This window comes from Pannonibacter phragmitetus DSM 14782 (assembly GCF_000382365.1).
Taxonomy (GTDB): Bacteria; Pseudomonadota; Alphaproteobacteria; order Rhizobiales; family Stappiaceae; genus Pannonibacter; species Pannonibacter phragmitetus.
Window position 1 is genome coordinate 1 of the sequence record NZ_KB908222.1, and the last position, 12,367, is coordinate 12,367.

Annotated in this window: 8 protein-coding genes; 2 read left to right on the forward strand and 6 right to left on the reverse strand. The window is 64.9% G+C overall.

Annotated features, from left to right (window positions below):
- The first annotated feature begins 720 nt into the window (after positions 1 to 720).
- Positions 721 to 1,644, forward strand: a complete 924-nt coding sequence (locus H163_RS0112815; RefSeq protein ID WP_019964989.1) for a dihydrodipicolinate synthase family protein — start codon at positions 721 to 723, stop codon at positions 1,642 to 1,644.
- Positions 1,644 to 2,420 carry an SDR family oxidoreductase gene (locus tag H163_RS0112820; protein WP_019964990.1) on the forward strand — a complete coding sequence of 259 codons (777 nt, stop codon included), beginning with the start codon at positions 1,644 to 1,646 and terminating at the stop codon, positions 2,418 to 2,420. The genes H163_RS0112815 and H163_RS0112820 overlap by 1 nt, the downstream gene beginning before the upstream one ends.
- A gap of 33 nt (positions 2,421 to 2,453) precedes the next feature.
- On the opposite strand, the gene H163_RS0112825 is transcribed toward H163_RS0112820, so the two are convergent.
- The 6 genes from H163_RS0112825 to H163_RS22765 form a co-directional block, all read right to left on the reverse strand.
- The gene (locus H163_RS0112825; RefSeq protein ID WP_019964991.1) at positions 2,454 to 3,329 is read right to left on the reverse strand and encodes a LysR substrate-binding domain-containing protein; all 876 of its coding nucleotides are present in this window, start codon (positions 3,327 to 3,329) and stop codon (positions 2,454 to 2,456) included.
- Between the two features lie 722 nt (positions 3,330 to 4,051).
- Positions 4,052 to 4,573 carry a cyclic nucleotide-binding domain-containing protein gene (locus H163_RS0112835; protein WP_019964993.1) on the reverse strand — a complete coding sequence of 174 codons (522 nt, stop codon included), beginning with the start codon at positions 4,571 to 4,573 and terminating at the stop codon, positions 4,052 to 4,054.
- Between the two features lie 17 nt (positions 4,574 to 4,590).
- Positions 4,591 to 7,287, reverse strand: coding sequence for an ATP-binding cassette domain-containing protein (locus tag H163_RS22760; RefSeq protein ID WP_051105387.1), 2,697 nt, complete (start codon positions 7,285 to 7,287; stop codon positions 4,591 to 4,593).
- Between the two features lie 7 nt (positions 7,288 to 7,294).
- Positions 7,295 to 9,469, reverse strand: coding sequence for an NHLP family bacteriocin export ABC transporter peptidase/permease/ATPase subunit (locus tag H163_RS0112845; protein ID WP_040678854.1), 2,175 nt, complete (start codon positions 9,467 to 9,469; stop codon positions 7,295 to 7,297).
- 8 nt (positions 9,470 to 9,477) lie between these two features.
- Complete coding sequence (locus H163_RS0112850; RefSeq protein WP_019964996.1) at positions 9,478 to 10,782, reverse strand: NHLP bacteriocin system secretion protein; 1,305 nt, start codon at positions 10,780 to 10,782, stop codon at positions 9,478 to 9,480.
- 15 nt (positions 10,783 to 10,797) lie between these two features.
- Positions 10,798 to 12,336 carry an efflux transporter outer membrane subunit gene (locus tag H163_RS22765; protein ID WP_160118277.1) on the reverse strand — a complete coding sequence of 513 codons (1,539 nt, stop codon included), beginning with the start codon at positions 12,334 to 12,336 and terminating at the stop codon, positions 10,798 to 10,800.
- Positions 12,337 to 12,367 lie beyond the last annotated feature (31 nt).

Here is a 12,367-nt window from a genome sequence, read left to right on the forward strand (position 1 = left end):
AATCACAGGCACCAATTCTCAATCGCTGCATAAAGCACTCAAAGTTCTCACACACTTCTCAGCGCATGAAACTCGACAGAGACCATTTCAATCTCACGACCAAAATGTGTCTTCCTTGCTTCTTTCCGAAAAAGAAACGTACCTGTCCGTAACCCTTGCTTCTTAGCAAACCCGTCTCCAGGTCCGCCGAAGCGCAAAGTCAACGCCGGCCGCGTTTCCCTTCCTTCAATTCCAAATTGTCAAAGAACTGAACACCTAAGCGTTCATCACCCAACAGAAACCCGCCGCCGAACTCTCATCCGGCCACCAAAGCCACCCTGTCGGGAAGTCTCGGGAACAGCGTCCCCGCCGCCAGCGACGTTGCCGCCGTCGATGAACAGGCTTATACGCAGACCCACCGGACCGGTCAATCGCTTTCGTGACGATTTTTTGCCGGTCACGTGAATTTTGGATGGCCCCATGTGGACAACCTCACCCGCCACCCCCTTGAACCCCGCAGAATTCTGCGGCTGCAAGCCCTTCCAGAGTTTTCAACAGGCCCGGACAAAAAACTTTGCAGGCAGCCCGCTCTGAACCGAACCTTCTGATCCTGCTGCATAAACCTTCTGTTAAGCCCTGCCCGTCTGCTCCGTTTCAACGGTTTCTGCTGACATCTGAAGCTGGAAAATGCAGTCTGCCTTTCCACCGGCCGCGAGGCGGCCAGCATCACGGGAAACACCAATGACACGACTGACAGAAGCGGCCAGCGGGGTCTATGTGATCGCCGCCACGCCGTTCACCGAAACGGGTGACATTGACTTCGGCAGCTGCGACCGCATGGTCGATCATTATCTCAAGGCAGGCGCCACGGGCCTGACGCTGCTGGGTATCATGGGGGAAGCGCCCAAGCTGACGTCTGAAGAGTCTGCCACCCTCGTGCGCCATATATTGAAGCGGGTAGAGGGCAAGGTGCCCATCATTGTGGGCGTCTCCGCCCCCGGCTTTGCGCAGATGCAGGATCTGACGGCACGCGTCATGGATATGGGCGCGGCCGGTGTCATGGTTGCCCCTCCCGGCTCCCTGCGCACCGACGACCAGATCGTCACCTATTATATGCAGGTGGCCGAGTTCCTGGGTGACACGCCCTTCGTGCTGCAGGACTTCCCGCTTGTGACGGGCGTGCAGATCTCCGTTCCGGCGCTCGCCCGCATCTTCAATGCCCTGCCCACCGCCGTCTGTCTGAAACATGAGGACTGGCCGGGGCTGGCCAAGATCACCGCCCTGCGCAAGAAGGGCACGCTGAACCGGCGCATCTCCATCCTGTGCGGCAATGGCGGCGTCTTCCTGCCGGAAGAAATGGAACGGGGCGCCGATGGCGCCATGACCGGCTTTGCCTATCCGGAAATGATGGCGGGCGTCGTTGAAAACCACCGCAAGGGCGATATGGAGCGGGCGCGGGATCTGTTCGATGCCTATCTGCCGCTGGCCCGGATGGAACAGCAGCCCGGCGCCGGTCTCGCCATCCGCAAATACATCATGTACCGGCGCGGCATTCTCGCAAGCCCTGCCCTGCGCAAACCCGGTGCGCCGCTCGATCCCCTGTCCCGCGCGGAAGTGGACCGGCTGATGACCCGCCTTGAGAAGCGTCTGAAGGAGTTGAACTGATGGATCTTGGACTGAAGGGCAAGCGCGCCCTCGTATTGGGTGCAAGCCGCGGCCTTGGCCGGGCGATTGCCGAGGAACTCGCCCGGGAAGGCGCACATGTGATCGCCGCGGCCCGCACCAGCGAGGCCATCGAAGCCTGGGCCGGTGCAATTCCCGGCGCGCAGGTTACGCCGCTGAAGCTGGACCTCACCGATCTCTCCGCCATTGACGCGGCGCTGGACAAGCTGCTGGCGGAAGGCGGGGTGGATATTCTCGTCAACAACATTGGCGGCCCTCCCCCCGGCCCGGCTCTGACCATGGACCGCAGCCTGTGGATCCAGCACTTCGAGGCGATGGCAGCGAACCTCTTCCATCTGTCGGGCCGCCTTGTGCCGCAGATGCAGAAGAAGGGCTGGGGCCGCGTCATCACAATTGCCTCGTCCGGTGTTGAACAGCCGATCCCGAACCTTGCCCTGTCCAACGGCATCCGCGCTGCCGTCACCGGCTGGTCGAAGACGCTGGCTGCCGAAGTTGCCCGGGACGGGGTGACCGTCAACGTGGTGCTGCCGGGCCGCATTCTGACGACGCGCCTGGAGGAACTGGATGCAGCCGCAGCCAAGCGCACCGGCCAGCCCGTGGAAGAGGTGGCGCGCGCCTCGGCGGAAGCCATTCCGGTTGGCCGCTACGGCCGTCCGGACGAGTTTGCCGCCATGGTCGCCTTCCTTGCCTCGGAGCGGGCGTCCTATGTCACCGGCTCGCTGATCCGTGTGGATGGCGGAGCCACCCGCAGCCATTGATGAGCCGGGGCGTGACCGGAGACGCTGTTCCGGTCACGCTTCCCCCGCGACCTTGACAATCCACTCCCGGAAGGCGCGGATCTTACGGTTGTTCCTGCGGCCTTCCGGATAGACCAGCCAATAGCCCTCACCATTGCTGGCCACCAGATCAAACGGCTGAATCAGCAGGCCGCGCTCCAGCTCTTCCCGGTAGAAATCCGGTGTGAGAATGGCCACTCCCTGCCCGGCCACCGCCGCCTGCGCCTCCAGCACCTGCGCGCCCATCTGCGAGCGCGAACGGGCATCGAGTGCCACCGCATCATACCCGGCAGCCTTGAACCAGACCTGCCACCAGGGATCGCTCGGGTCGATGATCTTCAGCTTCAGAAGGTCTGCCGGTTCCCGGACACCGCCGATGGAGGCGGCAAGGCGCGGGCTGAGCATGGGCGTGAAAGGTGCGGGCTTGATCAGATGCGCCGCCAGACCCGGCCAGTTGCCAAGCCCCGCACGGATGGTCACATCCACCGCCTCGCGGGCGAAGTCCACCTGGTGGTTTGACACATCAAACCGCACGGCGAGCTCAGGATGCTGCAGCTGAAAGGTGCCGATCCGCTGGGCCAGCCAGCGGGCCGCAAAGGTGGGGCCGCAGTTGATCACCAGCACGCCCTGCGCTTCCTGCCGGACGCTGGAAAACGTTCCCCGGATGAGATCGAAAGCTTCCGTCACAGGCCCGGCGAGACGGCGGCCCAGCTCGGTCAGTTCCACCTGACGGGCCTTCCTCAGGAACAGCGGCCCGCCGGAACGCTCCTCCAGCAGCTTGATCTGATAGCTGACGGCGGCCTGTGTCATCCCCAGCTCTTCGGCGGCCCGGGTGAAGTTGCAATGGCGGGCGGCGGCCTCAAAAACGCGGAGCGCCGCCAGAGGAGGCAAGTCTGACACAAGCTGTCCTTATGATTCCTGCGCGAGCTTTGATTGGATCGGAACAATGCATCAAACATATGGTGCGGGCAACTTCAACCGGGACATGAAACGAAATGACGCTCCAAGGCAGCGCAGGAAACCTGATTTTCCGTCTTGTTCTCAAGCTTCTGGCGGCCTCTTCCGCGCAGGAAGCCGCCACATCCGCAAGACTGGAGGACCAGCACAGGGTCTGGGTTCCCCGCAAGGATGCCTTGCCGGAGCACCTGCAGCAAGACATAGGCCTGACTGATGGCAAAAACGGGCGGCGCGGCAGGTGAGCAGGCCGCCGTTATCTAAATTGGACTCCCTTGATTTTGATAGGCCAAACCAAACAACCTGCATCAGGTCTCCAAAGAGCAGGATATTGGAAAGGGTGAGACCCGGAAAACTAGAAGGCAGCTAGTCCCTGACAGGTCCCGGCACGGAGGCCGGGACAGCGTGGTGGGGATGTTCTGGCAGAGCTTTATAACTGCGTCCGTTGGTTTCCAAACCAGTCACATTCTCCGCGCCGTCCCGGCCTTCGTGCCGGGACCTGTTAGAGAGGCTTTACAGTTCAAAGCTTGCAAGGCTGCTGTCCCGCACGCAATCAAACGGAAAGCCTGCCCCCCTTTCAACATCAGTCCAGACAACAAAAAGGCCGTGCAGACCCACCTCTGCACGGCCTTTTGCCTGATGGTGCCAAAGGCTTGATGTCAGCCGTTGCCGCCATTCAGGATTTCGAGAAGGTGCTGGAAGCGGAGCCCGGCCATGGAGACGCCATCCAGCACCATGTCATCCAGCTCGTCCTCGGCCTGGCTGCCGCCCCCCTTGCCGCGCAGGGTCGTGGTGCGCAGGCGGTCGGCCAGAAACACGGCCAGCGCCTTGTAGAAGCGGGCGGCGAAGGCCGCGTTCTCCTCCAGCCGCTGCTCGATGCGGCGCTTTTCCAGTGCCAGAACGCGGGTATCGCGGGCGGCCACGACGGTGGCCGAGGGCGGCGCCTTGTCGACGAAGGACATTTCGCCGAGGATTTCGCCGCTCGACAGGCTGGCGACGGTGCCGACACCGGTCACCTGCACATCCACCTGCCCGTCCAGCACGATGAAGAGATCCGCCGTGGCGCGGCCTTCCTGAATGAGCACAGCGCCCGCAGCCACGGTCCGGCGCTCGCCGGTCTGGGCCATCCAGGCGATGTCCGCGTCATCCAGCTGACCCAGTATGTAAAGAACCTTGCGCATGAAAATCCGTCCTCAGTTCAAACCAGCTGGCGGCGGGCATGCGCCGCAAAATGTCCATTGAGTGCCATGAGTTCGGCGTAGCTGCCGGTCTCCACCACCCGTCCCTTGTCGAGCATGATGATGCGGTCGACGCTTTCGATGGTGCTGAGCCGGTGGGCAATGACGAGCCTTGTCACCGGCAGCCGCTGCAGGGTTTCGGTGACAATGGCCTGAGTGCGGTTGTCGAGGGCGCTTGTCGCCTCATCGAGGAACAGCACGGCCGGCTTGCTGATCAGCGCCCGCGCCAGAAGAATGCGCTGGCGCTGACCGCCCGACAGCGTGCCGCCGCCGTCCAGCATTACCGTGTGCAGGCCCATGGGCATCTGCTCGATGTCCTTGTCGAGACCAACCATCTTCGCGGCCTCCAGCGAAGCATCCATGCCAAGGCCGCTTTCGCCGGCGATGTTGTCATGGATGCTGCCGGCCATGATGCGGCCATGCTGCAGCACCACGCCGATCTGGCGGCGCACCTGCGCCAGATCCAGCCGGCTGAGGGAATGGCCATCGAAGAAAATGTCGCCCAGCTCCGGCCGGTCGAAGCCCAGCAGCAGCCGCAAGAGCGTGGACTTGCCGGAGCCCGATGCCCCGACGATGGCAACGAACTCGCCCTTGCCAATGCGCACACTCAGCTCGTTGAGCGCCAGCGGGGCTTTCTCCGAATAGCGGAAGGAGACATTGCGGATGTCGATGGCACCGGACAGTTTCACCGGGCGGCTTTCCGGCGGCGGAGCATCCGGCACGGCCTCGATGATCGGCCCGGCACGCTCGATCAGCGGCACGGCAGAAAGCGACTGGATCAGCGCCCCGGCCAGCGCCGAAATGCCGCCAAGCACCTGGGCAAAGGCCGTCGAGACAGTGATGAAATCGGCCAGCGAGAAGCCTTTGCCTGCATCACCGCCGCTCGCCGCCTTCTCCATGTCCGCCTTCAGGAAATAGAGGATCATCGCATAGAGCACGATGGTGGCGAGTTGCGGCAGGAGGGCATCGGCTGCGCCCTGCAGATTGGTCCAGCGCCCGGCCTTCACCGCATGGCGCATGTTCTGCGCGAAAAGGCCCGACCAGCGGCCAAAGCCCATCGCCTCGCTGGCAGAGGCCTTGAGCTTGGTGACGCCCATCAGCATCTGCACCACGAAGCTTTCGATCCGCCCCTTCAGCGCCATGCGCTGGCGCTCGTGAACGAGCGCACGGTAGCTGATCGCCACATTGATGAGCCCGATGAACACCGCCAGCAGCAGCACGATCAGCGCCAGCCTTGCATCCACCGTGAGGATGGGCACGAGGCTGATGATGGAGAACACGCTGCTCGCTGCCGCACTCGTAAAGCTGGAGGTGATCACCTCACGCGCGGCCTGAATGCCGAGCACACGGTCGGAAATGTCACCCACCGCATAGCGGCGGAAGAAGGCGGGCGGCAGCCGCAGCAGACGCAGCAGCATCGCCGGTTGCAGCCGGCTTTCAAAGCCCAGTTCGGAGCGCAGCATGGTCAGCCCCTTGCCCGCATCAAACACCGCCCGGGCCAGCGCTGCGGCCAGAAGCCCGCCGATGATCACCCAGGTGAGGTTGAGATTGGCATAGGGGATCGCGTCGCTGACAAGGAAGCGCGAGCCATAGGGCACCAGTGTTGCCAGAATGGCGGCGGCCAGCATCAGCAAGACCAGCCGCCACCGGTCTGCCGCAAGGCTGGCAAAGCCGAAGGCAAAGAGGTCGCGGAAGCGCAGGGAGCTGGCGGGCAGCGCGGGATAGATCTGCACCGCGTCCGCCGCAAGGCCGGTGGTGCCGCTGCCTTCCGTGCCGTCGCTGGCAATCGGCGTCACACGCGGGCCGTCATGCACATGCCAGCGCCCCTTGCGGAACAACAGCGCCACGGGGCGGCGCTCTTCGCCCATGAAGCCGATCAGCGGCAGGCCGGGCAGCAGCGTCCAGCCGGGCCGCAGCAGCACTGTGCGCCGGGTCATCTGATGGCGCGACACGATGATGTCGAGGCGGCTGCGCCCCTCCTCAAGCCCGCCCGGCGTCTCGAAGGCCTCCAGCTTCGGCGCAACCTTCAAGGCACCAAAGATACGCAACAGGCTGGAGCGCAGCGGGTCAGGGTCTTCGGCAGCGGCCGGAGTAACGGCCGCTTCGATTGTATGTCCGGCGGCAGCAGAGGCGAGTTCGGAAAGAGCCTGCGTCTTGCGCGCTTCACCCAGCTTGCGCCTTTCGCTGCGCCAGTCGTGCTGGCTGCGCAAGGCTTCGCGCTCTGCAAGGCTGTTGGCCAGTGCGAGCAGCAGCACGGCGTCGCTGCGTTCACTGCCTTCCGCAGCATCTTCGGGCACCGGCGGCAAGTCCGCGGCCTGGGTCAGCATGTCCTGCCAGCGCTGCACGGCCTCTGCAGCCACCGGCTCGCCGGGGGCGCAGCGGCGCAAAGCGCTGTCCGCACCACCAACGCCAACAAGGGCCAGGCTGCGGCCATCGTCCAGAGCGGCTGCCGCAATGCCGCGTGCGAGCGCCGCTTGTTCCAGCCGGAAAAGAAATAGCCGGCGGCCTTCCAGCGGCGCGCCGAAGACGGCGAACACATCGAGATAGCCGCGCTCGATGATGATCCACTGTGCCGGGTCATCGAGCACATGCGGATGGGCACTGCCGGAAGGCAAGTAAGCGCCAGAAGTCAGAGCGGGATGGGAGCCTTGTGTCATGTCCGCCTCACTGCGCCCCCGTCTGGATGAGATCCGCGTAGGCACCATTGGCGGCCATCAGGCTGTCATGGGTGCCGCGCTCGACGATTTCGCCCCGCTCCATCACGATGATCTCCGAGCAATCGCGCACGGTGCTGAGCCGGTGGGCGATGATGATGCAGGTGCAGCCACGGCGGCGCAGGTTGTCATCGATGGCCTTTTCCGTCTGCGGATCGAGGGCGGCGGTGGCTTCATCCAGCACAAGAATGGCTGGGTCGCCGACAAGGGCGCGGGCCAGTTCCAGCCGCTGGCGCTGGCCGCCGGAGAAGTTGCGCCCGCCTTCCTCCACATGAGCGTCGAGTTCGCCGGGGCGCGACACGATGTCATCAAGGATCGCAGCATCTTCCAGCGCCCGGGTGATGGCATCATCGGGCACATCCGGGTTCCACAGCGTCAGGTTCTCGCGCACGGTGCCTTCAAAGAGGAAGATGTCCTGATCCACATAGGCAATGTTCGCCGCACGCTGAAACTGGTCCATTTGGGAAAGCGGCACGCCATCAAGGCGGATTTCCCCTTTCCAGGGCGCCACGAGCCCGCAGATCAGCCGCCCCAGCGTGGACTTGCCGCAGCCCGAGCGGCCGACAAGGGCGATGCGCTCGCCCGGACGGGCGGACAGGGAAATGCGCTCGAACAGCGGCTCATCCAGCGGATTGTAGCCATAGCGGATGGCATCCACTTCCAGGGCGCCGCTCATCAGCCGGGAAGCGCCACCAGCCGGGCTCTGCGTCAGCGGATCGGGCTGGTTGCGCATGGCGTCATCGACGCGGTTGAGATCGGCGCGGATGTTGGCAAGCTTCGGCGACAAGGCCACGAGGCTGACAAGCGGCGCGGAGAAGCTGGCAGCCAGAAGCTGGAAGGCCACGAGATCGCCCAGCGTCATCGCGCCCTGCATCACGCGGAAGGCGCCAGCACCCAGAATGGCCACATCCACCAGGCCGGTGAGCAGCGCCGGGGCCAGCGAGGTGATCAGCGCCCGCGAGCCCGATTCCTGCACCGCATTGAGCAGCCTTGCATGAATGCCTGCCCAGCGCCCGAAGGAGGAGGTTTCAAGGCCCGAAGCCTTGATGGTCTCAATGTTGTAGATGAGGCCGACCGTGGTGCCGCCTAGCTTGCCGTGCTCCACGGCAAGACGAATGGAGGATTGCTTCAGCCGCTCCTGCACCACGCGCAGCACCACGAGGTTCGGCAGGCTGAGGGCAATGGTCAGCGCACCTAACACCGGATCATAGCTGACCAGCACCACGGCAAAGAAGGCCAGCGTGCCCCAGTTCAGCACCGCATTGGCCATGTCGGCGGAGATGACCTCCGCCACCCGCTCGCTTGCCTCGACGCGGGAGGCAATCTCACCGGCACTGCGCTGGGAGAAGAAGGACATAGGCAGATGCAGCACACGCCAGACGAAGGCGCCCGCGCCGGAGATCGTCAGCTTGGTGCGCAATCTCAGGATCAGCGACGAGCGCAGCCATGTGAGGCCGGTCTTGATCAGGGCCGTCAGACCCAGTGCAATCAGCAGCGGACGCGTCAGATGCTCCTGCTGCTGCATCAGGATGCCATCGACAAAGATCTTGGCGAAGACCGGCAGCACCACGCCGGGAATGACAAGCGCAAGGCTCAGAAGCCCGATCAGCCACAGCGCCCCATGGGACGATGAAACACGCACGCGGAAGGCGGACAGCAGCCCCTCGGGCTTGCGCGTCCTGCGGAAGGCATCCGTCTTTTCGAAGGTCAGCACCACACCAGTGAAGGCTTCGCTCAGCTCCTCACGGGTGATGACACGCGGCCCCAGCGCCGGATCGTTAATATAGGCATGGGTCTCCGTCATGCCCTCGAAAACCACATAGTGGTTGAAGTTCCAGTGCAGGATGGCAGGCCAGGGCAGATCGGTCAGCGCCTCCGGCTCCTTGCGGAAACCCTTGGCGGTGAAGCCATATTGCCGGGCAGCCTTCAGCAGGCTGCTGGCCTTGGAGCCATCGCGCGAAACGCCGCAGGCAACGCGCAACTGTTCCAGCGGAATCCAGGCCCCGTGATGGGCGAGGATCATGGCAAGGCTGGCCGCACCGCATTCCACCGCCTCCATCTGCAGGATGGACGGCGTGGCCTTGCGGCGGCGCTTTGCGGGTTTGGGGGGCGTGTCCGTGCTCATGCGGCCGCTCACCCTGCCAGCCCCGAGACCTTGCGCAGCCAGGGAATGACGTAGCTGATCGGGCGCCGCCAGGCGACGGTCACTTCCGCTTCGGCCAACGAGCCGCTGCTGAACTGCTGCTCAGGCCCGGAGCCGCCGCTCCAGGCAAAGCCGCTCGGCGTATTGGCGTCCGGCGTCAGCAGCACACGAGCGGCAAAGGGCGCGCCCTTGGAAGAGAAGCTCTGCACCAGCTGGTCATTGCGCAGGATGGCCTGCATCGCCTGGGCCGTGGTGGGGAAGTCGGAAACCGCCGCCACCGTGCCTTCCATCATGCCATATTCCTCGCGCCGAACCGTGGAGGGTGCAATCTGCACCGGCATGCCGGCGACCACGCGCTTGCCATCATTGGGCGGAAGGTACAGCAGCAGCTCCAGCCCGGCCGCCCCGCTCTCGATGCTCAGCAGCGCCTGCCCCGGCGCGATGCGGGTGCCGGGCACGGCCTTCCACTCCACCACGCGGCCATTTGCCGGGCTGGTGATGGTTTCCTGCTGGCGCAGCTGGATTTCCAGTTCGGCCTTCTGCCGCTCGGCATCAGCCAGCCGTTCCTCGGAGGAGCGGATATCCCGGTCGTTGGAATTGCGCTGCACGATGGCGTCACTTTCCACCTGCGAGATCTGACTGCGCGCTTCCAGTTCGCTCTGCCGCGCTTCGGCCAACGCCCTGCGGGTTTCCAGCAGCTGCTGCCATGTAATCAGGCGGCGGTCGAACAGCGCCGTATCGCGCTTTTCCTGCTCGTCCAGCACCCGCACCCGCTCCTGCGCATCGCTGACACGCATGGTCAGGGCGTTGACGCGGGCCGTCTGTGTCTGATCGGCGGCACGGGTGCGCTCCGCCACCTGCCCTTTCAGTTCCTCCAGAAGCGCCTTGCGCTCCGCGATCACCGCGTTGATGTTGTCGAGCTGCTGGCGCAGGGCGGGCTGGATCACCCGTGCCACCACCTGCCCCTGCTGCACGCCGCCGCCGACCTCCACCAGAATATCCGTCAGCGTGCCGTCGCCGGTCGCCACCGCATCGACAACGCGCCCGCCCGTGGTGATCAGAATGCCGGAGCCTTTCACCCGTTCGGGCACACGCCCCAGAATGGACCAGCCAATCGCCAGCGCAATGAGGGCAAACAGCGTCAGCATGGCCAGCAGGTCACGCGGGCGCGTCAGCGAGATCAGCTGATCCAGCTGCTCGGGAGAGGAAAGCCGGTCCAGCGCCGCCTGCCGGAACAGCCGGATGGCCTGATTGGACGCGCCGTCCTGCGGCGCCGGGCTCGGTTGCGATGACATGGCCCCTGCCTTCTCTTACTGCGCCGCAGCCGCAGTTGCGGCGGCTACGGTCTTCGTTCCGCTTGCGGACGGCGTTTCCTTCGGCTGCATCAGCAGCCTTGCATCTTCCGGCGACCATCCCCCGCCCAGCGCCCGGTAAAGCGCGATGGCGGCCTGGAAGCGCGCAAGGCGCAGCTGTTCCAGACTGTCAGAGGCGGAGAAATATTCCCGCTGGGTGTTCAGCACCGTCGTCATGTCCACTTGCCCTGCCTCGAGCTGCTCCTGTGTCAGCTCATAGGCCCGGCGCGCCGCATCCACGGCCTTTCCGGCAATTGCCAGTTCCTCCCCGCTCGTGTTCAGCGCCACCAGCGCCTTCTCCACATCGGACAGCGAGGAGAGAACCGCCTGCTCGTAGGTGGCGATCAGCTCTTCCCGCCGGGCCTCGGCCCCCTTCATCTGCGCCGCCAGCCGGGGCGCATCAAAGAGCGGCTGGGTCAGCTGGCTGGTGAAGTTGGCAACCCCGGACGCAGGCGAAATCAGCGTGCTCGTGGTCAAGCTCTCGAAGCCGCGCTGAAGCGAGAAACTGAGGCTGGGCAGCATCGCCGCACGGGCAGCACCTACATCCTGCGAGGCAGCCAGAATCTGCGCTTCGGCCTGACGCACATCCGGCCGGCGGCTCAGCACATCCGAAGGCAGCCCGGCGGTCAGCGGGGGCAGCTTAAGGCCCTTCAGCCCGCCCTTGCCAAGGCTGACATTCCCCGGACGGGTGCCCACGAGCAGCGCCAGCGACAGTTCCGCCTGCGACGCCGACCTTCTGAGGCTGACGATCGCGGCCTCCTGCTGGCGCACCACGGTTTCCTGCTGGGCCAGCGTCACCTGTGTGGCCGACCCGGCCTCCACCCGCTCGCGGATGCTGTCCATCACCTTGCGGGCAAGCGTGAGGTTCTGCCGCGCAATCGCCAGCCGGTCACGCAGGGACAGCACGGTCACATAGGTCTGCGCCGTTTCCGCCGTCACAGCCAGACGTGTTGCGGCAAGCGCAAAGACACCTGCCTCCTCACGGCGGGCGGCGGCGGAGTAAAGCGCGGCATTCTTGCCCCAGAAGTCCAGTTCCCAGGAGGCGGACAGACCCGCGCGGCGCAGCTGCTGCTGTGGCAGGCGCCCGCTTTCCAGCCCCGCCGCCGTGGCTGAGGACCGGAATGTCGTGCTTGTCCCGCTCAGCGCACCTGACGGCAAAAGCCCCGTACCGGCCTGCAACGCACCCCATTCCGCCTGACGGACGCGGGCAATCGCGGCGGCAATATCCTTGCTCCCCTCCTCGGCACGGGAAACAAGCGCGGCAAGCTCCGGCGAGCCAAAGGCGGCCCAGAACGCGGGCGCGGCAGCCGGCGCGCGCATCAACGCCTCACTGCGCGGGTCCTGATGGATATAGGCGGACGGCATCGCCGGAGAAAAGTCATCGGCCGGCACAAGCGGGTTGCCGACCAGCGCGCAGCCGGACAGCAGGGCACCCAGAAGCCCCACGGCCCCTGCGCGCCTCACCCCGGCAAGCGGGAGCGAAATCCCGTTACGCATCACTCCAAGCCGCCCGACACGCCACATACCA

Bases quoted from the DNA above. Each gene is read 5' to 3' on its own strand.
- H163_RS0112815 (WP_019964989.1), top strand. From the start codon at position 721: ATGACACGACTGACAGAAGCGGCCAGCGGGGTCTATGTGATCGCCGCC.
- H163_RS22760 (WP_051105387.1), bottom strand. From the start codon at position 7,287: ATGACACAAGGCTCCCATCCCGCTCTGACTTCTGGCGCTTACTTGCCT.
- H163_RS0112845 (WP_040678854.1), bottom strand. From the start codon at position 9,469: ATGAGCACGGACACGCCCCCCAAACCCGCAAAGCGCCGCCGCAAGGCC.
- H163_RS0112850 (WP_019964996.1), bottom strand. From the start codon at position 10,782: ATGTCATCGCAACCGAGCCCGGCGCCGCAGGACGGCGCGTCCAATCAG.
- H163_RS22765 (WP_160118277.1), bottom strand. From the start codon at position 12,336: ATGCGTAACGGGATTTCGCTCCCGCTTGCCGGGGTGAGGCGCGCAGGG.
- H163_RS0112820 (WP_019964990.1), top strand. From the start codon at position 1,644: ATGGATCTTGGACTGAAGGGCAAGCGCGCCCTCGTATTGGGTGCAAGC.
- H163_RS0112835 (WP_019964993.1), bottom strand. From the start codon at position 4,573: ATGCGCAAGGTTCTTTACATACTGGGTCAGCTGGATGACGCGGACATC.